Below are 19,755 nucleotides of genomic sequence, written 5' to 3' on the forward strand. Positions count from 1 at the left end.
CTCGTCGAAGTGCCGCCGCAGGTACGCCGTCGACAGCCCGTGCAGTCCGCCCACCAGGTACACGTTCTCCCGGCCGGTCAGGTCGTTGGAGAAGCCGGCGGAGAGTTCCAGCAGCGGAGCCACCGTCCCGCGTACCCGGATCCGGCCCTCGTCGGGGATCAGCACCCCGGCGATCAGCCGCAGCAGGGTGCTCTTGCCGGTGCCGTTCCGGCCGATCACCCCGACCGTCTCGCCCGCCTCGATCCGGAAGGACACGTCCCGCAACGGCCAGAACTGCCCGGCGGCGCTGTTCCGGCCGCCTCGGCCGATCAGCAGCTCCCGCAGCCGGAGCTGGCGGCGCCGGTTGCGGACGAACCGGATGCCGAGCCCCTCCGCCTCGACGATCGCCATTCACAGTTCCTTGAGCACGGCCGGTTCCAGCCGGCTGAACGACCACCAGCCGACCGCCAGCACCAGCAGGCTGCCCAGCACGGTGATGGTGAGCAGCCGGGCGTCCGGGAACTCGTCCGGGTACCAGATCGAGTGTTGCAGCTGGAAGATGCCGACCAGGGGGTTGAACTCGTAGCCGAGCTTGGCCCAGGTCGGCATGCCGGAGTCCCGCACCAGACCGAGCGGATAGATGATCGGGGTGGCGTAGAAGAGCACCCGGATGATCAGCCGCATGAAGCGCTCGATGTCCCGCATCAGCACGTTGATCGCCGACAGCAGCAGCGCGACCCCGACCAGCAGGACGAACTGCACCGCCACGGCCAGCGGCAGGGCCAGCATCGTCCAGCCGAGATGGATCTTGCCGTGCGCCGCGTAGATCGCGGCGATGCCGGCCAGGATGGGCAGGCCGGCGGCGTACTCGGCGAAGCGGCCGGTGACCCGGCCGATCGGGAAGACCTGCCGGGGCACGTTCATCGTGGTGATCAGCCGGGCCTGCCCGGTCAGCGCCTTCGTCGCCTCGCTGAGCGCGGAGCTGGCCCACATCCAGGCGAAGATCCCGGTGATCAGGAACAGCGGGTACGACCCGGACGCCTCGCCCAGGTGCCGGCGGGTGGCGCCGGAGTAGAGCACCCCGAACACGAACCAGTAGATCAGGCCCATGCCGAGCGGTTCGATCAGCGACCAGAGGTAGCCCAGCACCGACTGCTGGTACTTCACCGCGAGGTCCCGTTTGACGAGGATGCGCAGCGAGTTGCGGGCCGACCAGAGCGCGGCGACGCCTGTCGTCACCGTCCCATCCTCGCCCCCGCCACCCGCCTCCGGCGTCGGTACGCGGCCGGTCACCCCTTCGGGTTCAGCACTCGATCACGTTCACCGCGAGGCCGCCCCGCGCCGTCTCCTTGTACTTGACCTTCATGTCGGCGCCGGTCTCCCGCATCGTCTTGATGACCTTGTCCAGCGACACCGCGTGCACCCCGTCCCCGCGCAGCGCCAGCCGCGCGGCGGTGATCGCCTTGATGCTGGCCACCGCATTCCGCTCGATGCACGGGATCTGCACCAGGCCGCCGACCGGGTCGCAGGTCAGCCCGAGGTTGTGCTCCATGCCGATCTCGGCGGCGTTCTCCACCTGGGCGGGGGTGCCGCCGAGCGCCTCGGCGAGCCCGGCGGCGGCCATCGAGCAGGCCGAGCCGACCTCGCCCTGGCAGCCGACCTCGGCCCCGGAGATCGAGGCGTTCTCCTTGAACAGCACCCCGATCGCGCCGGCCGCGAGCAGGAAGCGGACCACGCCCTCGTCCGAGGCGCCGGGCACGAACCGGGTGTAGTAGTGCAGCACGGCCGGGATGATGCCGGCGGCGCCGTTGGTCGGGGCGGTGACCACCCGCCCGCCGGCCGCGTTCTCCTCGTTGACCGCGAGGGCGAAGAGGGTGACCCAGTCCATCGCGCGCAGCGGGTCGGTGGCGTCGGCCTCGGCCTCCAGGCTGCGGCGCAGCTCGGCCGCCCGGCGGCGGACCTTCAGCCCGCCCGGGAGGACGCCGTCCCGCGCGCAGCCGGCCTCGACGCACTCCCGCATCACCCGCCAGATCTCCAGCAGCCCGGCCCGGACGTCCGCCTCGCTGCGCCAGGACAGCTCGTTGGCGAGCATCACCTCGCTGATCGACAGGCCGTTGCCGCTGGTGACGTGCAGCAGCTCCGCGCCGGTCAGGAACGGGTACCGGACGCGGGTGCTGTCCGGCTTGATCCGGTCCGCCCCGGCCGCCGCCTCGTCGACCACGAACCCACCACCGACCGAGTAGTACGTGCGGGCCCGGAGCAGAATCCCGGCCCCGTCGTACGCCGCGAAGGTCATCCCGTTGGGGTGGTACGGCAGCGAGCGGCGCCGGTGCAGCACCAGGTCCCGGTCCGGATCGAAGTCGATCTCCTGGGTGCCGAGCAGGCCGAGCCGCCGCTCGGCCCGGATCCGCTCCACCCGCGGCCCGACCGAGTCGGTGTCCACCGCCTCCGGCGTCTCGCCCTCCAGCCCGAGCAGCACCGCGCGGTCGCTGCCGTGGCCATGACCGGTGGCACCGAGCGAGCCGAAGAGTTCGGCCTGCACCCGGATGGTGTCGGCGAGCAGCCCGTCCGCCTTGAGCCCGGTCACGAAGGTGCGAGCGGCCCGCATCGGCCCCACCGTGTGCGAGCTGGAGGGCCCGATGCCGACGCTGAAGAGGTCGAAAACACTGATCATGGCTGCTGCACTTTCCTCGCCGTCGGTCCCGTTGTGCGGGTCAAGCCCGGGACGTGCCGCTCCCGGTCCGGGGCGGCGGGCGGCACCCGGGGTGCGGGCGCCCGACCGGCGAGCCTACCCGCCCAGGTCAGACCCGGCCCGCGACCCCGCACACCCATCCTCCGCCCCGCCCGTCTCCCCGCCGTCAAAGCCCGGCGCCCCGCGCGCGATGCGGGAGGTAGTGGCCTCGGAGCGAGCGGGATGGCACTCGATCCAGGGTCGAGCAACGTCCTGCTGCGGCGGTACCCGGCAGGGTAGGCACCTACGGGTGCCCGGGTCACCGATCCTCCTTGGGGCCGAGGGCACGAGGCGCATCGGTTTCTAGCGTGGAATCAGCGCGGCGGACCGCCGCAGAGTGGGAGTACGAGGATGAGTCGCAAACTGGTCCGGCCCCGCCAGGGGCGCATGGTCGCCGGGGTCTGCGCCGGCCTGGCGCAGCGGTTCGGCATCTCGGCCAACCTGGTCCGGCTGCTGTTCCTGCTGTCCCTGCTGCTGCCCGGCACCCAGGTGATCATCTACCTGGTCCTCTGGATCCTGATGCCCAACGAGTCCTGATCCTCACCCGCCCGCGCCGGGGCGCCCGCCCCGGTGCCCCGGGGCAGGCGCCGGCGGTCTCAGGGGGCCGTGTAGGTGACGGTCACCTTCTCGTAGCCGAGGGAGCGGAGCAGGCCCTCCAGCATCTTGCGGGTGTTCTCCTCGGCGCGGGCGGTGAGCCCGCTGCCCCGGGCGGCGGCGGTGATCCGGTCCTCGGCCAGCCGGTAGACCTGCTGTTGGCGGTTGGGGTCGCCGGCCACCAGGTCGTTGAGCCGGTTGAGCAGGCCGCGCTGCTGGGCGAAGACGTAGCTCTTCTCCAGATCGAGGCTGGTCTCCCCGAGCTGCGGCGCGGGCAGCTTGATCTCCACCGACTTCTTGTCAGCCGACTCCACGATCGCCCCGTCGGCGATCTTCGAGAAGTCGACGTACGCCTCGACCCGGCCGGCCCCGACGAAGAGCGTCCGCTCGTTGAGCAGGAAGTCGGGCACGTTCCGTCGGTCGTTCTGCAGGTCGACCACCACCTGGAAGTCGCCCTCGGCGGCGACGTACCGGCTGAGGTCGCGGATCGACTTGAGCAGCGTCGGCTGGCTGCGGTCGGTCTGCTCCTTGGCGAACGGGTTGCGGAAGTCCGGCAGGATCCCGGTCGCCTGCACGCCGAGCAGCACCACCACGGCCAGCGCGGCGGCGCCGAGCACCCAGAGCAGGCCACGGACCGGCCCGTTCGCCGACGCCGGGCCGCTCGCCGACGTGGGGCCGCCCGGCGCGGGGTCAGGTGTGACGCTCGACCGGGCGCGGAGGTCGTCGCCGGTCGGGTAACCGGGGAACTCCCTGGTGGGCTCGTTGATGTCACCGTCGCGGGCCATCGCCCTCACCGTCCTCGTCAGACACAAGCGCCTGAAGACGACGGTAAGGCCTCGGTACGACACCCGCTCGACGAGCGGTGTCGGGCGGGAGAACCGCAGGTCAGGCGAAGGCCGAGAGCCCGGTCAGCCGCTGCCCGACGACCAGTTGGTGGATCTCCGAGGTGCCCTCGTAGGTCAGCACGCTCTCCAGGTTGTTGGCGTGCCGCATGACCGGATACTCGCCGGAGATCCCGTTGGCGCCGAGGATGGTCCGGCACTGCCGGGCGATCGCCAACGCCTCCCGGACGTTGTTCAGCTTGCCCACGCTGACCTGCTCGGGGCGCAGCTTCCCGGCGTCGGCGAGCCGGCCCAGGTGCAGCGCCAGCAGCAGGCCCTTGTTCCACTCGACGGCCATGTCGGCGAGCTTGGCCTGGGTGAGCTGGAAGCCCGCGAGGGGCCGGCCGAACTGGGTCCGGGTGGTCGCGTACGACAGGGCCGTCTCCAGGCAGTCGCGGGCCGCGCCGAGCGCGCCCCAGACGATGCCGTACCGGGCCTCGGTGAGGCAGCTCAGCGGGGCCTTCAGGCCGACCGCCTCGGGCAGCCGGGCGTCCGCCGGGAGCCGGACGCCGTCGAGGACGACCTCCCCGGTCAGCGAGGCGCGCAGCGACATCTTGTGCCGGATCTCGCGCGCCGTCACGCCCGGCGTGTCCATCGGTACGGCGAACCCGCGCACCCCGTCGTCGGTGCGCGCCCAGATCACCCCGACGTCCGCGATCGGCGCGTTGGTGATCCACATCTTGGTGCCGTCGAGGATCCAGTCGTCCCCGTCCCGCCGGGCCCGGGTGGCCATCGACGCCGGGTCGGAGCCGTGGTCCGGCTCGGTCAGCCCGAAGCAGCCGATCGCCTCGCCGGCCGCCATCGCGGGCAGCCAGCGCTGCTTCTGCTCCTCGCTGCCGTAACGCCAGATGGCGTACATGGCCAGCGAGCCCTGCACCGACACCAGTGAGCGGACGCCGGAGTCGCCAGCCTCCAGTTCCAGGCAGGCCAGCCCGTACGCGACGGCCGGCGCGCCGGCGCAGCCGTACCCGGTCAGGTGCATGCCGAGCAGGCCGAGCTTGCCGAACTCGCGGGCCAGCTCGCGGGCCGGCACCTGGCCGTCCTCGTACCACGTGGCGACGTGCGGGCGTACCCGGTCGTCGACGAGCTGGCGCACGACGGCGCGGATCTGCCGCTCCTCCTCGCCCAGCGACGCGTCGATGTCCAGCAGGTCGAGCGGGGTCATGCGGCCACCTTAACGATTCCTCAGGTGAGGCGTCACTCGGCCTGGGGGCCGAGCACCAGCACCCGGGCGTGGATCTGGTTGCGCTGCTGGAGCGCCGCGCGCAGTGCCCGGTGCAGGCCGTCCTCCAGGTAGAGGCCGCCGTTCCACTGCACCACGTGCGGGAAGAGGTCACCGTAGAAGGTCGAGTCCTCCGCGAGGAGCTTGTCCAGCGCCAGCTCCCGCTTGGTGGTGATCAGCTGGTCCAGCCGCAGCGGGCGCGGCGGGATCTCCGCCCACTGCTTGAGCGTGAGGTTGTGCTCCGGGTAGGGACGCCCGTCCCGGACCGCTCTGAAGATCACGGCGCGCTCCCCTCCCCCTGGCCTGGCCCGCCCCGATGCCCGGCCAGGTCACGGCGCGGGGTCACGCGGAACGGCTGATGATGTCCGTGCCAGCCTAGCCGCACCCGCCACACTGCGTTTTACTCCCTCATGTCGGTTTCGCTACCGCCGATACCCCGACCAGCCCGGGCAAACCCACCCTCAATTCCATCGGCCCCGGTGGACCACCTCGTCGATCGGCCGCCGGCCACGCCGCAGCGACGGTGACCGGTGGTCGGGCACCCGGTAACCGACGGTGAGCGCGCCGATGGGGTGGTACTCCTCCGGGACGCCGAACGCCTCCCGGTACGCCCCGATCCGCTGCGGCGGGATGCCGAAGAAGCACGCGCCCAGCCCCTCGTCCACCGCGGTGAGCAGCATGAGCAGCGCGGCGAAGCCGGTGTCCACGTACCAGTAGGGCACCGGCCACCGCTCCTCCGACCGGTCCGCCCAGCCCTTGTCCGGCTCGGCGTACCGGTCGAGGTAGGCGGAGCGGTTGGCGTGCGGCACGACGATCAGCGGGGCGCGGCGCATCCCGGCCAGCCAGCGGTCCCGGCCGCCCCCGCCGGGCGTGGCCGCGGCCCAGAACCGCTCCCGGTCCGCCGGCTCCGCCAGCACCAGGAAGCCCCAGCCCTGGGCGAAGCCCGCCGAGGGGGCCCGGATCGCGTGCTCCAGCAGCCGGTCCACCACCTCCGGCGGGACCGGCCGGTCAGGGTCGTAGTTGCGTACCATCCGGCGGCGCCGGACCACCTCGGCGAACTCCATGCGCAGGCTCCCTGGGTCAGCCGGCCACGACGGCGGCCGGCTCGGGCCGGATGCCCCAGGCCCCCCGCCAGGTCTCCCCCGGGGACAGGACGATCAGGTCCTTGCCGGAGCGGAAGGCGTCCGCCGGGCAGGTCATCGGCTCGATCGCGACGGATCGGCGGTGGCGCTCGCCGGTGAGGGTGTCCCCGGTGAACACCTGCCACCAGCCGAACTCAGGGCCCGCCCAGACGTGCACCGCGGCCGAACCGTCCGGCGCCGCGAGCGTCACCGTCGACCGGCCGTCGGCGTCCCGCTCGACGTCGCCGAAGGCCATGTCGAGCACGGCGGCGCCGATCAGGCGGGGTTCGGTGAAGTCGTACTCGGTGCCGGCGACCGCGGTCGCGGCCATCGGGAGCAGCCGGCCGTCCAGCAGCAGCCGGGTCCGCCCCGGCACCCGCAGCGACAACTCGTCCACGCTCACCTTCGGCAGCCGCAGGTAGGGGTGCACCGAGAAGCCGAACGGCGCCGCCTCACCGGCCAGGTTCGTCACCTCGTGCTCGGCCCGCAGCCCGTCCGCCCCGACGCTCCACCGGGTACGCAGCCGCAGTGCCCACGGATAGCCCGGGCTCGGCGGCAGGTCGTACCCGATCGTGACGCTCTCCGCGGAGCGCTCGATCAGCTGCCAGGACACCCAGTTGACCAGGCCGTGGATGGCGTTGTGCCGGGCCGGCTCGCTCAGGTCGAGCTGCAACGACCGGTCGCCGAAGGTGTACGCGCCGTCCCGGATCCGGTTCGGCCAGGGGGCCAGCACCTGGCCGGCCGAGCCGGGGCTGAGCTCGTCCGCCTCGTACCCGTCGAGGTAGTCCACCTCGTCGTGCCGGTACGCCCGCAGCCCGCCGCCCACCTCGACGACGACCGCCTCGTGGCCCCCGCCGGCGATGCTCCACTGTGCCCCCGACACCGCCCGGTTCCCGCTGCTCCCCATGCTCTCCCACCCTAGTCGATGCAAGGAAGGGCCCCCTGTTAACGCTTGCGGTAGAGGAAGGGCCCCTTCCTAACCGTCGGCGCGGGAGGCGGTGGCGGCCCGGTAGCGCAGCAGCGCGGGGAACACCACCACCAGCAGCACGGCGAGGACGGCGGAGGCGAGGCCGCCAGCCACCCAGGCGGCACCGGCGCCGAAGCCGGCGGCCATGGTGCCGGCCCGCAGGTCGCCCAGGCGGGGGCCGCCGGCGACCACCACGGTGTTGACGCCCTGGAGCCGGCCACGCAGCCGGTCGGGCGCGTAGACCAGCAGCATCGACTGCCGCAGCACCGAACTGACCAGGTCCGCCGCGCCGGCCAGGCCGAGCAGCAGCACCACCAGCCAGAGTTGGTGCGCGAGCCCGGCCAGGGCGATCGCGACGCCCCAGCCCACCACGGCCAGCACCAGCGCCAACCCCTGCCGGCGCAGCCGGCCGATCCAGCCGGAGGTCAGGCCGCCCACCATGGCGCCGATGGCGATGGCGCTGTAGAGCCAGCCGACGGCGCCGCCACCACCGAGCCGCTGCTGCGCCACCTCGGGAAAGAGCGCCCGGGGCATGGCCAGGATCATCGCGATCAGGTCGATGGCGAACGACAGCAGCAGCACCGGCGTGGTGGCCAGGTAGCGGAAGCCGTCCACGATGCTGGCCAGGCCGGCCTTGCGCGGGGCGCCGTCACTCTCCGGGTCCGGCTCGGGCGGCATCGCCGGCAGGCGCAGGGTGGCCCAGAGCGAGACGGTGAACAGCAGCGCGTCCACCGCGTACGTGATCGGCAGCCCGACCTCGATCCGCCAGGTGGCGAAGATCAGGCCGGCCGTGAGGGGCCCGAAGACCGCGGTCGCGGTGAACGTGGTGAAGTTCAGCGTGCTGGCTGCCGGGACCAACTCGTCCGGCACCAGCCGGGGCAGGATCGCGCTGCGGGCCGGCGAGGTGATCGCGAACGCGATCGACTGCACCGCCACCAGGGCGAGCAGCAGCACCGGGCTGCCCACCCCGAACAGCGACTGGAGCAGCAGGCCCAGGGTCGCCGCCCAGAGCAGCCCGCCCGCGGCCAGCAGCACCTGCCGCCGGTCCCGGGCGTCGGCGACCGCCCCGCCCCAGAGCCCGAAGATCAGCAGCGGCAGGAAACCGGCCACCCCGAGCAGCCCGACCCAGAACGAGCCGCCGGTCAGCGCGAACATCTCCACCGGTACGGCGACCGCGGTGAACTGGAAGCCGAACATCGCCACGCCGTTGCCGAGCCACACCCGCCGATACGCGGGCACGGCCAGCGGGCGCAGATCGATCGCCCAGCGGCGCGGTCCGCGCGGCTGGGCCTCCTTCACCCGGGGCGCAGACGATCGACCGGGCGGCGTCCGGGGCGGGGGCGAGACCCCGGTCACGGGGCCAGCCGCTCGCTGACCCAGGTGCCGCCGTCGGTCCGCCGGAACCGCAGCCGGTCGTGCAGCCGGCTGGCCCGGCCCTGCCAGAACTCCACCGTCTCCGGGAGCACCCGGAACCCGCCCCACTGCGGCGGCGTGGGGACCGGCTCCACGGCGACGAAGCGTTCGGCCGCCGCCCGGTACGCCGCGTCCAGCGCGGCCCGGCCGGGGACGACCCGGGACTGGGTGCTGGCCCAGGCGCCGAGCTGGGAGCCGCGCGGCCGGCTGGCGAAGTACGCCTCGGTCTCTTCCCGGTCGACCCTGACCACCCGGCCGGCGACCACCACCTGGCGCTGCATGGGGAACCAGGGGAACACCAGGCTGGCCCACGGGTTGGCGGTCAGCTCGACGCCCTTGCGCGACTCGTAGTTGGTGTAGAAGACGAAGCCGTCCGGGTCGTACCCCTTGAGCAGCACGGTCCGGCCGCTCGGGCGGCCCTGGGCGTCGGCCGTGCCCACCACCATCGCGTTCGGTTCGGGGAGCGGGTACGCCACCGCGTCGGCGAACCAGCGGGCGAACTGGGTGTGCCAGTCCGGCGCGAGATCCGATTCGGAAAGGCCCAGGTCGGCCGCGTACTCGTTACGCATGGCCGCCGGAGCCGGTGTGTCGCCGGTCACTCTCCACGTCCCTTTCGTCGGGGCGACCGCGTCCCCCGACGCAGGCCAGGCCCCACCGCCCAGTCTGGCCGAGGCCGTGCGCCTGTCCACCCACGGGGATGTCGCGTGCAGCACAGTCGCAGCGGGTCGCGCACTTAGTTACTCAGCAGGCAAGATGGCACGAACACATCCCTGAAGGTCGCCTGAGGAGCGGGGCGGATGAGCCCGCGGGGGCGCACCGAGCCGGAAGCCAGGAGACGACATGTCCGACTTCAAACCGGGCCTGGAGGGCGTCGTAGCCTTCGAGACCGAGATCGCCGAACCGGACCGCGAGGGCGGCTCGCTGCGCTATCGCGGCGTGGACATCGAGGATCTGATCGGCCAGGTCTCCTTTGGCAACGTCTGGGCGCTGCTGGTCGACGGGCGCTTCGGCCCTGGCCTGCCGCCGGCCGAGCCGTTCCCGGTGCCGGTGCACTCCGGCGACATCCGCGTCGACGTGCAGTCCGCGGTCGCTATGCTCGCCCCGTACTGGGGGCTTGACCAGATGCTCGACATCTCCGACGAGCAGGCCCGCGCGGACCTGGCCCGGGTCTCGGTGACCGCGCTCTCCTTCGTCGCCCAGTCGGCGCGCGGCCTGGGCCTGCCGGCCGTGCCGCAGAAGGAGATCGACAAGGCGGAGACGATCGTCGAGCGGTTCATGAAGCGCTGGCGGGGCGAGCCCGACCCGCGGCACGTCAAGGCCGTCGACGCCTACTTCATCTCGGCCGCCGAGCACGGCCTGAACGCCTCCACCTTCACCGCCCGGATCGTCGCCTCCACCGGCGCCGACGCCGCCGCCTGCATCTCCTCCGGCATCGGCGCGCTCTCCGGCCCGCTGCACGGCGGCGCACCGTCGCGGGTGCTCAGCATGCTGGAGGCCGTCGAGCGCAGCGGCGACGCCGAAGGGTACGTCAAGGGCGTCCTCGACCGGGGCGAGCGGCTGATGGGCTTCGGCCACCGGGTCTACCGGGCCGAGGACCCGCGCGCCCGGGTGCTCCGGCGCACCGCCAAGGAGCTGGGCGCGCCGCGCTTCGAGGTCGCCGAGGCGCTGGAGAAGGCCGCCCTGGCCGAGCTGCAGGCCCGCCGCCCGGACCGGGTGCTCGCCACCAACGTCGAGTTCTGGTCGGCCGTGGTGCTGGACTTCGCCGAGGTGCCGGCGCACATGTTCACCTCGATGTTCACCTGTGCCCGGATGGGCGGTTGGTCCGCGCACATCCTGGAGCAGAAGAAGCTGAACCGGCTGGTCCGCCCGTCGGCCCGGTACGTCGGCCACAGCCCGCGCAAGCCGCGGGAGGTCGAGGGCTGGGACGCCATCCCGCACGGCGTCTGAGATGTAAGGAAGGCACCTTCTCGACGCCTCCGGCAGCGGAAGGCTCCCCTGTTAGCGGCGCAGGTCCGCGCGGCGGCCCCGACCGGCGAGGTCGGGGCCGTCGCCGTGTGTGGCGCATCCCTCAGCGGCAGCGGTGGGACCAGCCGCCGAAGCGGGTGGCGAGGGTGCGAGGATGAAGGCCGGCAGTGCCGCCGGACCGGGCTTCGGATCCCGGCTTCTCCGCGCCCGTGCGCGGCCGCCGTCGGTCCGCGCCCGCTGACTGGGCCCGTCCTCGCCCACGCGGAAGGATCGAGACAACCGTGGCTGACGCACCGACCATCCGGATTCCCGACGACCTCAAGCCCGCCGACGGACGCTTCGGCTGCGGGCCGTCCAAGGTCCGCCCGGCGGCGGTCTCCGCCCTCGCCGACGTCGCCACCAGCTACCTGGGCACCTCCCACCGGCAGAAGACCGTCCGGGACCAGGTGGCCCGGCTGCGCCGGGGCATCGCCGAGTTCTTCGCCCTCCCCGAGGGCTACGAGGTGGTTCTCGGCAACGGCGGCACCACCGCCTTCTGGGAGGTCGCCACCTTCGGCCTGATCCGCGACCGGGCCCAGTTCGCCAGCTTCGGCGAGTTCGGCGCGAAGTTCGCCAAGTCGGTCAAGGACGCGCCGTTCCTCGGCGAGCCGACCGTCCGCAAGTCCGAGCCGGGCAGCGCGCCGGCCCTGGTCGCCGAGGCAGGCGTGGACGTCTACGCCACCCCGCACAACGAGACCTCCACCGGCGTGGCCGTGCCGATCAGCCGGGTGGCGGGCGCCGACGAGGGCTCGCTGCTGCTGGTCGACGCCACCTCCGGCGCCGGTGGCCTGGAGGTCAACGTCGGCGAGACCGACGTCTACTACTTCGCCCCGCAGAAGTGCTTCGGCTCGGACGGCGGCCTCTGGCTGGCCCTGATGTCGCCGGCCGCGCTGGCCCGGGCCACCGAGATCAAGGAATCCGGCCGCTACATCCCGGCCTTCCTCGACCTGGTCACCGCGATCGACAACTCGCGGCTGGAGCAGACGTACAACACCCCCGCGCTGGCCACCATCTTCCTCGCCGCGGAGCAGACCGACTGGATGAACGCCCAGGGCGGCCTGGCCTGGGCGGCCAAGCGCACCGCCGAGAGCGCCGGCATCGTGTACGGCTGGGCCGAGCGGTCCGCGTTCGCCACGCCGTTCGTGGCCGACCCGGCGCTGCGCTCCAACGTGGTCGCCACGATCGACTTCGCCGACGGTGTGGACGCCTCGGCGATCGCCAAGGCGTTGCGCGCCAACGGCATCGTGGACACCGAGCCGTACCGCAAGCTGGGCCGCAACCAGCTGCGCGTCGCGCTCTTCCCGGCGGTCGAGCCGGCCGACGTGGAGGCGCTCACCGCGTCCATCGACTACGTGGTCGAGCGACTCTGATCACGCCATGACGGTGGGTGGTCGTCCGGGCCCCGGCGACCACCCACGGTGATCATCGTCGCAGCTCAGTCGCGACATGCCGGGTGTCGCATCCCCCACCTTCGGGTAGATGAGCGTACGGTGGTGCGAGACGCCCGGGTGGCCGGCTCGTGGCGTGACGGCCAGCGAAGCGGGACGGAGGCAAGCACATGCGCCCAGTACGCTTCGTCGCCCTCTCCGAGGACGGCCAGGCTCTGGTGCTCGCCGACGAGGTCGGGCGCCTGCTCGCCCTGCCCATTGACGAGCGCGTCGCCGGGGCACTGCACCCCGAGCCCGGCGCGGCCCCCCTCGCGGTGGTGGCCTCCGCCACCGACCCGGTGCCGTCGCTCTCCCCGCGGGACATCCAGGCCCGGATCCGCTCCGGCGAGTCCGCTGAGGACGTCGCCCGGATCGCCGGCGTCCCGGTCGACCGCGTCCTGCGGTACGCCGGCCCGGTGCTCCAGGAGCGGGCCATGCTCGCCCAGCACGCCCGGCGCACCCGGCTCAAGGGTGCGGAGAAGCCGACCCCGCTGGCCGAGGTGGTCAACGGCCGGCTCGCCCAGCACGGGATCGACACCGAGAAGATCTCCTGGGACGCGTACCGGCGGGACGACGGCACCTGGCGGATCATCGCCACCTGGCCGTCGGGCAAGGCCACCGCGCAGGCGGTCTGGGACCTCGACAAGACCCGGCAGCACGTCACCCCGCACGACGACATGGCGCAGTACCTCTGTGCCGAGCGGCCCACGCCGATCCTCGGCCAGGAGCCGGCGCCGGAGCGGGGCGGCCACGCGCTGCCCGGCCCGTCGCGTGGCGAGCCGAGCCGGGGTGGGCACGGCCTGCCGACGCCGGCCGAGCACACCCGCCCGGGGCGGGACCCGATCCGCGCCGGCCGGGACGCGCTGCTCGCCTCGCTGGACCGGCCGCTCGGCGGCACCTCCGGGCGGGGTCTCGACACCCGGTCCCCGGCCGCGCTGGCCGGGCCGGAGGCTCCCCGCCAGCGCCCGGTCGCCGGTGGGGCGGCGGCGCTGCTCGGTGGCGGCCCCGGGTCCGCGTTCGACGACGACTCGGACGCGCCGAAGGAGGTCCCGGCCGTACCCTCGCTGGCGGTGCTCCGGCCCCGCCGCACCGGCGCGGCGGCGGCCGCGGGCGGCAACGATTCCGCGGAGGCCGGCGGCAAGCCCCGCAAGCGCCTGCCGAGCTGGGACGATGTCCTGTTCGGCACCGGCCCGGCCGCCCGCGAGTCGTCCTGACCACAAACGGTCACCCTGCTAACGCGCGACGGCTCCAGGTCGCGGCGCGTCGTCAGCCGCGCCGAACTGGAGCCGTCGTAGGCACTCTGAGCACCCGCGTGCCAGGGTGGACCCATGGAGTACACGAACCTGGGACGCACCGGCCTCTCGGTGAGCCGGCTCTGCCTCGGCACGATGAACTTCGGGCCGCAGACCGACGAGCCGGACAGCTTCGCCATCATGGACCGGGCGCTGGAACACGGGATCAACTTCTTCGACACCGCGAACGTCTACGGCTGGAAGCTCGGCGAGGGCGTCACCGAGCAGATCATCGGCCGCTGGTTCGCCCAGGGCGGCGGGCGCCGCGACAAGGTCGTCCTGGCCACCAAGGTGTACGGCAGGATGGGCGAGTGGCCCAACGAGCAGGGGCTGAGCGCCCGGCACATCATCCGGGCCTGTGAGGACTCGCTGCGCCGGCTCCAGACCGACACGATCGACCTGTACCAGATGCACCACATCTCGCGGACCACCCCGTGGGAGGAGATCTGGCAGGCCATGGAGACCCTGGTCGCCCAGGGCAAGGTGGTCTACGTCGGATCGTCCAACTTCGCCGGTTGGCACATCGCGCAGGCGCAGGCCGCCGCGGGCCGACGCAACTTCCTCGGCCTCGTCTCCGAGCAGTGCATCTACAACCTGATGACCCGCTACGTCGAACTGGAGGTGATCCCGGCCGCCCAGGAGTACGGGCTGGGCATCATCCCCTGGTCGCCGCTGCACGGCGGGCTGCTCGGCGGGGTGCTGCGGAAGATGGCCGAGGGCGGCGCGGCGCGGGGTGCCTCCGGCCGGTCGGCCGACGCGCTCACCGAGCACCGGCCCACCATCGAGGCGTACGAGAAGCTCTGCGCCGACCTGGGTCAGGACCCGGCCGACGTGGCGCTGGCCTGGCTGCTCTCCCGGCCGGGGGTGACCGCTCCGATCGTCGGCCCGCGCACCCTGGACCAGCTCGACCGCAGCCTCGGCGCGCTGGACGTCGCCCTCGACGAGGCCACCCTCACCCGCCTCGACGACCTCTTCCCACCCCTCGCCAACGGCGGCCCCGCCCCCGAAGCCTGGGCCTGGTAACCCACCCCCACCCCCACCCCCACCCCCGCGTTGATCTTGCACTTTGGGTCGCCGATCTGAGCCTTGTGCGCCATTCATCCCGACGCGAAGTGCAAGATCGCGGAAGGGCGAGGGGGCGGGGGCGGGGCGGGGGCGGGGGTTAGAGGGGCCAGGCGGAGAGGCGGGCGTGGGTGGGGTGGGGGCCGGGGTGGCTGCGGACCAGCACCAGCTCGGTCGCCGGCCACTCGGGGCCGAGGTACGCGTGCAGGGCCTCCCGGTCCGCCATCACGTCGGCGCGGTCGATCCGGTCGCCGGGACGGGCGATGGTCAGGTGGGCCCGGAACGGCTTCTCGTCGTGCGGCAGCTGGGCCCGGTGCAGCCCGAACCGGATCAGCCGGGCCAGCGTGGCCAGCCCGTGGAGATCGCCCTGGACGTCCACCCAGAGCACGGTGAACCGGCCGCGCCCGAAGCTGCCCCCGCCCCCGAGCCGGAGCTGGAGCGCGCCGTCCCGCCCGCCCCGGAACGTCTCGGCGGCCAGCCCGAGCGTGCTCTCCACGTCGACCAGCCGATCCTCCGCCACGTCGCCGAGGAAGGCCAGGGTGAGATGGGCGTTGGCCGGGTCGGCCAGCCGGACGTTGATGCCGGCGGCGGAGGCGGCACCGATCCGCAGCCGGGACACCTGGGCGGCGAGGTCGTCGATCGCCGGCCGGGGTGGGTAGACCGCGACGAACAGCCGCACCGACGTCGCACCGTCAGCGGTGCCGCTGGTGATGGCCGGCGCGGGCGGCGGGCAGGGTCAGCCCGGCGGCGTGCACCAGCCCCTCCACGCGTACCCGCTCGATCTCCCGGTCCACGCCCGCCAGCTCGGCCAGGTGCTCGGTGATCCCCAGCGCCCGGCAGGCGGCCCGCAGCCGCTCGTCGTACGCGTCGATGACCGCGCCGTGCCACACCACCGAGCGGTCGACGGCGGCGAGCCGGTGGCCGCCGAGCCGACGCAGGTCGGTGGCGAGTTGCTCCAGGGGGCGCCGGTCCGCCCGGTCGAGCAGGGTGAGGTCGACGTCGCGGGTGAGCGCGTCGGCCTCGATGGCCCGATCGAGCCGGGCGATGGTCCGCCGTTCCCGGCGCTGCTCGCGCCACTCGGCCCACCGGCAGACCGCCCGGTCGAGGATCTCGTCGGCGCAGAAGAGCAGCGCGAAGGCGGCGGGCAGGCAGCAGACGGCGAGGATCGCCAGTACCAACAGTAGTCCCCGCCCCACGCATCGAAGCTAAGCCCAGTCGTCGCGGCCCGCCACCCGTTTGCCCATATCCGGCGTGAATTGTTGAGCCGAGCGCCCGCTCTTCCTCATCCGAAACAGCGTCAGCAGGCCCCCTGCTGTGCACCAGGCGTCAACAGGGGACCCTTCCTGGCACCTATTCGGCGCCGGGCGACACCACGTAGAAACGGGGCATGGGCAGCATCCGCAGCCGAAGCCGGGCACCGGAGCGGCGCAGCTGCCAGGTGAGCGCGAGGATCGCGGCGGCCAGCGAGATCAGACCGCCGACCCAGATGCTCGCCCCGGCGCCGTAGGTCTCGGCCACCCAGCCGATGACCGGCGCGCCGACCGGGTTGGTGCCGAGGAAGACCAGCACCCACAGCGCCATCACCCGGCCCCGGAAGGCGGCGTCGACGCTGAGCTGGACCCGCTGGTTGGCGGCCTGGGCGAAGAAGACCATGAAGAACCCGGTGGGCAGCAGCAGCGCCACCACCATCCAGTACGCCGGGGCGAGCCCGACCAGCGTGCCGAAGGTGGCGCAGCCGACCGCCGCGCCGAGCACCAGCCACACCGTGGGACGGCTGCGCCGCCCGGTGCCGGCCAGTGCGCCGACCAGCGCACCGACCGCGAGCGCGGTGCTGAACAGGCCGAACGAGGCGGCACCGGTGTTGAACACGGTCTTGGCCAGCGCGGCGAGGGTGAGCTGGAAGTTGAACAGGCTCATGCCGATCACCGACATCAGCGCCATCGGCAGCAGGATGTCGGGCCGGCGGGCGACGTACCGCAGGCCGTCCACCACCCGGGCCTGCTGGCGCTCGCCAGCCGGCGGCAGGTCCTTGCGGTGCAGCTCGGAGGTACGCATCCGGACCACGTTGACCAGCGGGGCGATCGAGCTGACCGCGCTGAACAGGAAGACCGGCCCGACGTCGAACGCGGCGATGGCCAGGCCGGCGGCGGCCGGGCCGATTATCCGGGCCGAGTTGAAGGTGGCCGCGTTGAGCGACAGCGCGTTCGGCAGCAGCGGCATGCCGACCAGCTCGGAGACGAACGCCTGCCGGACCGGGGTCTCCACCGCGTTGGCGACGCCCAGCAGGGCGGCGAACGCGAAGACGTGCCAGAGCTGCACCAGCCCGGTGAGCACCAGCAGGCTCATCACCAACGCCAGCGCGGTCCAGAACGCGTTGGCGATGAAGAGCAGCATGCGCTTGTCGTACCGGTCGGCGAGCCGACCGGAGAGCAGGGTCAGCAGCAGGACGGGGGTGAACTGCAACGCGGTGACCACACCGAGCGCGGTGGCGGAGTTGCCGCTGAGGTCGAGGACGAGCCAGTCCTGGGCGATGAACATCATCCAGACGCCGACCAACTTGATCAGCTGTCCGGTGGCGAAGAGTCGGTAGTTGCGGACTCGTAGGGACTGGAACATCGTGCTCAGCTTCGCCTGCACTCTCTATGCGCCTCCTCGCGTCGGGTACGGCTTCGCCCACAGCGGACGAAGCGGACCGGACGAGGCGGTCTCAGGCGCGGGCGATCCCCTGGAGAATGTCGGCGGCGCGCCGCAGCGTGTCGCGTTCCTCCTCGGTGAGCGCGGCCAGCCGGCCGGCCAGCCACTCGTTGCGGGCCCGCTCGAACTGCTCGAGCACGGCCCGGCCTCCCTCTGTCGCCGCCAGGATGACCTGCCGGCCGTCGGTCGGGTGGGGGGTGCGCTGCACAAGGCCGCGCTCCTCCAGCTTCGCGACGATCCTGGTCATCGTCGGCGGCTGCACCCGCTCGACGTCGGCCAGCTCGCGCGGCGTCAGAGCACCAGCCAGTTGGAGGCTGGTGAGCGCCGAGAGCTGGCTGCCCGTCAAGTCGCCCACCGGGCGGGCCTGTCGGACTCGCCGGTTGAGCCGGGTGATCGCATCACGCAGCTGAGGTGCCAGCTGCGCCGGTGGCACGCGTTTCGCCGTCACCGTCCGCTCCGTCACAGTAGTTAGCTTAACTAATGAGCCTGGCTAACGACATGCGATATGACCAGACTCACCAGAAGATCGTCTCTTCCCGCGTCAGGACACCACGTACTCGATCGGCCCGCGCAGGAAGTACAGGATGAACAACAACGCCACGGCGTACAACACGGGGTGCAGCTGCCGGGCCTTTCCCCTGGCCAGCTTGATCACCACGTAGGTGATCAGGCCGGCGCCGATACCGTTGGAGATGGAGAAGGTGAACGGCATCATCACCATGGTGAGGAACGCCGGAATGGCGACCTCGTAGTCGGCCCAGTCGATGGCCCGCACCCCGGTCAGCATCAGGAAGCCGACCACCACCAGCGCCGTCGACGCGGCCTCGAAGGGCACGATCTCCGACAGCGGCGCCAGGAACATCGCCAGCAGGAACAGACCGCCGACGACCAGGTTGGCCAGGCCGGTCCGGGCGCCCTCCGCGACCCCGGCCGCGCTCTCGAGGTACGCCGTGTTGCTGGAGACACTCGCCGCGCCACCCGCCGCGGCGGCGACCGAGTCGACCAGCAGGATCTCCTTGGCCCGGGGCGGCGTGCCGTGCTCGTCGAGCATGCCCCCCTCCTGGCCGATGGCGACCATCGTGCCCATCGTGTCGAAGAAGTCCGTGATCAGCAGGGTGAAGACGAACATCAGCGGCACCAGCCAGCCGACCCGGCTCCATGAGCCCAGCACGTCGAAGCGGCCGAGCAGGGAGAGATCCGGGACCGCGAGGACCGTCTCCGGCACGGTGGGCACGTTCAACGCCCAGCCCTTCGGATTCGGCCGGCCGTTGACGACGGACGGGCCGACGTGCGCGATCGCCTCCACGACGATCGCCAGCACGGTGGTGGCGATGATGCCGATCAGGATCGCGCCCCGGACCCGGCGTACCACCAGCACGATGGTGAGCAGCAGGCCCAGCACGAAGACCAGCATCGGCCAGCTGAGAATCTTGCCGTTGATGCCCAGCCCGACCGGCACGGTGGTGTTCGCCGCGTCCGGCACCCGGCGGACGAACCCGGCGTTGACCAGGCCGATGAGGGTCAGATAGAGGCCGATGCCGACGCCGATCGCGGTCTTCAGCTGGGTCGGCACCGACCGGAACACCGCGGTACGCAGCCCGGTGAGCACGAGCACGGTGATCAGCACCCCCTCGATGACCACCAGGCCCATCGCGTCCGCCCAGGTCATCTGCGGCGCGACCTCGAACGCGACCAGCGCGTTCACGCCCAACCCGGCGGCCAGCGCGATCGGGAAACGCGCGACGACACCCATGAGGATGGTCATCACGCCGGCCACCAACGCGGTGGCCGCGGCGAGCGCCGGGATGGCGAGCCGCCGCCCGTCGCCGTCGGCGGCGCTGCCCAGGATCAGCGGGTTGAGCACCACGATGTACGCCATCGTGAAGAAGGTGGCCAGGCCGCCGCGCACCTCCCGGCCGGGCGTGGAGCGGCGGGCGGAGATCGCGAAGTAGCGGTCGACACCGTTACGGGGGTGCGCGGGATCGCGTGGCGTGCCGTTGTCCGGCGGCGCAATGGCCATCAGGTCCTCGCAGGGTGATCGACCGTGGCTGTCGTCCTCGATCACCGGCAAGGCAGGAAGCAGTGGTCGCGTACGCTGTGCCCGTGCCTCAGGAGCAACCGCCGCGGCCCGAACCGCTCGACCCGCCGATGGTGCCGTTCGCCGTCGCCGGGTTGATCGGCTGGGCGGCGGCCGGGCTGGTGCTGCTGATCTTCTTCCGCGGTTGGCTCACCGAGCACGGGCACCAGAACTGGCTCTGGACCTGCCTGGCCGGTTTCCTGTGGGGCTTTCCCGGTCTCGCGGTGATGATGCGGCACGACGCCAACCGGCGTCGCCGCCGGGAGGCCGCCGCCCGCCGCGGCTGAGCCC

At 72.6% G+C, this 19,755-nt stretch carries 21 protein-coding genes; 6 read left to right on the forward strand and 15 right to left on the reverse strand.

The features are described 5' to 3' along the window. From ABZ570_RS15005 to ABZ570_RS15015, 3 genes are all read right to left on the reverse strand, one after another. On the reverse strand, positions 1-390 hold a 390-nt coding region (locus tag ABZ570_RS15005), incomplete at its 3' end, for an ATP-binding cassette domain-containing protein (protein ID WP_358062565.1). Continuing rightward, positions 391-1,218, reverse strand: a complete 828-nt coding sequence (locus ABZ570_RS15010; protein WP_358062568.1) for an ABC transporter permease — start codon at positions 1,216-1,218, stop codon at positions 391-393. A 64-nt stretch (positions 1,219-1,282) separates the two neighbouring features. Beyond that, positions 1,283-2,653 carry an L-serine ammonia-lyase gene (locus ABZ570_RS15015; RefSeq protein WP_358062571.1) on the reverse strand — a complete coding sequence of 457 codons (1,371 nt, stop codon included), beginning with the start codon at positions 2,651-2,653 and terminating at the stop codon, positions 1,283-1,285. 408 nt (positions 2,654-3,061) lie between these two features. Here ABZ570_RS15015 and ABZ570_RS15020 point away from each other — a divergent pair, with 408 nt between their 5' ends. Further along, a complete protein-coding gene (locus tag ABZ570_RS15020) occupies positions 3,062-3,247 on the forward strand; it encodes a PspC domain-containing protein (protein ID WP_358062574.1) in 186 nt (61 codons plus the stop codon). 59 nt (positions 3,248-3,306) lie between these two features. On the opposite strand, the gene ABZ570_RS15025 is transcribed toward ABZ570_RS15020, so the two are convergent. From ABZ570_RS15025 to pdxH, 7 genes are all read right to left on the reverse strand, one after another. Further along, positions 3,307-4,089 carry a DUF4230 domain-containing protein gene (locus ABZ570_RS15025; RefSeq protein ID WP_358062576.1) on the reverse strand — a complete coding sequence of 261 codons (783 nt, stop codon included), beginning with the start codon at positions 4,087-4,089 and terminating at the stop codon, positions 3,307-3,309. 100 nt (positions 4,090-4,189) lie between these two features. Further along, positions 4,190-5,350 (reverse strand): acyl-CoA dehydrogenase family protein, encoded by a 1,161-nt coding sequence (locus ABZ570_RS15030; RefSeq protein ID WP_358062578.1) that lies wholly within the window; start codon positions 5,348-5,350, stop codon positions 4,190-4,192. 32 nt (positions 5,351-5,382) lie between these two features. Further along, entirely contained in the window at positions 5,383-5,688 is a 306-nt protein-coding gene (locus tag ABZ570_RS15035) for a type II toxin-antitoxin system VapB family antitoxin (protein WP_091669177.1), read from the reverse strand. Between the two features lie 180 nt (positions 5,689-5,868). Beyond that, positions 5,869-6,471 carry a nitroreductase family protein gene (locus ABZ570_RS15040; protein ID WP_358062581.1) on the reverse strand — a complete coding sequence of 201 codons (603 nt, stop codon included), beginning with the start codon at positions 6,469-6,471 and terminating at the stop codon, positions 5,869-5,871. Positions 6,472-6,487: 16 nt separating this feature from the next. Further along, a complete protein-coding gene (locus tag ABZ570_RS15045; RefSeq protein WP_358062583.1) occupies positions 6,488-7,435 on the reverse strand; it encodes an aldose 1-epimerase family protein in 948 nt (315 codons plus the stop codon). Positions 7,436-7,504: 69 nt separating this feature from the next. Then, positions 7,505-8,794: an MFS transporter gene (locus ABZ570_RS15050; RefSeq protein WP_358062586.1), complete on the reverse strand. Its 1,290-nt coding sequence runs from the start codon at positions 8,792-8,794 to the stop codon at positions 7,505-7,507. A 53-nt stretch (positions 8,795-8,847) separates the two neighbouring features. Further along, positions 8,848-9,477: a pyridoxamine 5'-phosphate oxidase gene (pdxH, locus tag ABZ570_RS15055; protein WP_358062725.1), complete on the reverse strand. Its 630-nt coding sequence runs from the start codon at positions 9,475-9,477 to the stop codon at positions 8,848-8,850. A gap of 271 nt (positions 9,478-9,748) precedes the next feature. Between pdxH and ABZ570_RS15060 the strand changes: the two genes are divergently transcribed. The 4 genes from ABZ570_RS15060 (at position 9,749) to ABZ570_RS15075 (ending at position 14,654) form a co-directional block, all read left to right on the forward strand. Next, the gene (locus ABZ570_RS15060) at positions 9,749-10,855 is read left to right on the forward strand and encodes a citrate synthase 2 (protein ID WP_358062589.1); all 1,107 of its coding nucleotides are present in this window, start codon (positions 9,749-9,751) and stop codon (positions 10,853-10,855) included. A gap of 299 nt (positions 10,856-11,154) precedes the next feature. Continuing rightward, complete coding sequence (serC, locus tag ABZ570_RS15065) at positions 11,155-12,282, forward strand: phosphoserine transaminase (RefSeq protein WP_358062591.1); 1,128 nt, start codon at positions 11,155-11,157, stop codon at positions 12,280-12,282. A 188-nt stretch (positions 12,283-12,470) separates the two neighbouring features. Continuing rightward, positions 12,471-13,553, forward strand: a complete 1,083-nt coding sequence (sepH, locus tag ABZ570_RS15070; RefSeq protein ID WP_358062594.1) for a septation protein SepH — start codon at positions 12,471-12,473, stop codon at positions 13,551-13,553. Positions 13,554-13,667: 114 nt separating this feature from the next. Continuing rightward, positions 13,668-14,654 carry an aldo/keto reductase gene (locus ABZ570_RS15075; protein ID WP_358062597.1) on the forward strand — a complete coding sequence of 329 codons (987 nt, stop codon included), beginning with the start codon at positions 13,668-13,670 and terminating at the stop codon, positions 14,652-14,654. Between the two features lie 139 nt (positions 14,655-14,793). Here the strand turns inward: ABZ570_RS15075 and thpR are convergent, their stop codons facing one another. From thpR to ABZ570_RS15100, 5 genes are all read right to left on the reverse strand, one after another. Beyond that, entirely contained in the window at positions 14,794-15,372 is a 579-nt protein-coding gene (gene thpR / locus ABZ570_RS15080) for an RNA 2',3'-cyclic phosphodiesterase (RefSeq protein ID WP_358062600.1), read from the reverse strand. Positions 15,373-15,385: 13 nt separating this feature from the next. Next, complete coding sequence (locus tag ABZ570_RS15085) at positions 15,386-15,889, reverse strand: hypothetical protein (protein WP_358062603.1); 504 nt, start codon at positions 15,887-15,889, stop codon at positions 15,386-15,388. 154 nt (positions 15,890-16,043) lie between these two features. After that, on the reverse strand, positions 16,044-17,330 hold the full coding sequence (locus ABZ570_RS15090) for an MFS transporter (RefSeq protein WP_358062606.1): 1,287 nt from the start codon (positions 17,328-17,330) through the stop codon (positions 16,044-16,046). Positions 17,331-17,400: 70 nt separating this feature from the next. After that, entirely contained in the window at positions 17,401-17,850 is a 450-nt protein-coding gene (locus ABZ570_RS15095; protein WP_358062609.1) for a MarR family transcriptional regulator, read from the reverse strand. Positions 17,851-17,928: 78 nt separating this feature from the next. Next, positions 17,929-19,407 (reverse strand): NCS2 family permease, encoded by a 1,479-nt coding sequence (locus tag ABZ570_RS15100; protein ID WP_358062612.1) that lies wholly within the window; start codon positions 19,405-19,407, stop codon positions 17,929-17,931. A gap of 83 nt (positions 19,408-19,490) precedes the next feature. Here ABZ570_RS15100 and ABZ570_RS15105 point away from each other — a divergent pair, with 83 nt between their 5' ends. After that, complete coding sequence (locus ABZ570_RS15105; RefSeq protein ID WP_358062615.1) at positions 19,491-19,751, forward strand: DUF2530 domain-containing protein; 261 nt, start codon at positions 19,491-19,493, stop codon at positions 19,749-19,751. Positions 19,752-19,755 lie beyond the last annotated feature (4 nt).

The sequence above is a fragment of the Micromonospora sp. NPDC007271 genome, assembly GCF_040634005.1.
GTDB lineage: Bacteria > Actinomycetota > Actinomycetes > Mycobacteriales > Micromonosporaceae > Micromonospora.

Coding starts and splice junctions, on each gene's coding strand:
- ABZ570_RS15025 (WP_358062576.1), bottom strand. CDS start 4,089: ATGGCCCGCGACGGTGACATCAACGAGCCCACCAGGGAGTTCCCCGGT.
- ABZ570_RS15060 (WP_358062589.1), top strand. CDS start 9,749: ATGTCCGACTTCAAACCGGGCCTGGAGGGCGTCGTAGCCTTCGAGACC.
- ABZ570_RS15075 (WP_358062597.1), top strand. CDS start 13,668: ATGGAGTACACGAACCTGGGACGCACCGGCCTCTCGGTGAGCCGGCTC.
- ABZ570_RS15100 (WP_358062612.1), bottom strand. CDS start 19,407: ATGGCCATTGCGCCGCCGGACAACGGCACGCCACGCGATCCCGCGCAC.
- ABZ570_RS15020 (WP_358062574.1), top strand. CDS start 3,062: ATGAGTCGCAAACTGGTCCGGCCCCGCCAGGGGCGCATGGTCGCCGGG.
- ABZ570_RS15015 (WP_358062571.1), bottom strand. CDS start 2,653: ATGATCAGTGTTTTCGACCTCTTCAGCGTCGGCATCGGGCCCTCCAGC.
- ABZ570_RS15030 (WP_358062578.1), bottom strand. CDS start 5,350: ATGACCCCGCTCGACCTGCTGGACATCGACGCGTCGCTGGGCGAGGAG.
- ABZ570_RS15040 (WP_358062581.1), bottom strand. CDS start 6,471: ATGGAGTTCGCCGAGGTGGTCCGGCGCCGCCGGATGGTACGCAACTAC.
- ABZ570_RS15045 (WP_358062583.1), bottom strand. CDS start 7,435: ATGGGGAGCAGCGGGAACCGGGCGGTGTCGGGGGCACAGTGGAGCATC.
- sepH (WP_358062594.1), top strand. CDS start 12,471: ATGCGCCCAGTACGCTTCGTCGCCCTCTCCGAGGACGGCCAGGCTCTG.
- pdxH (WP_358062725.1), bottom strand. CDS start 9,477: ATGCGTAACGAGTACGCGGCCGACCTGGGCCTTTCCGAATCGGATCTC.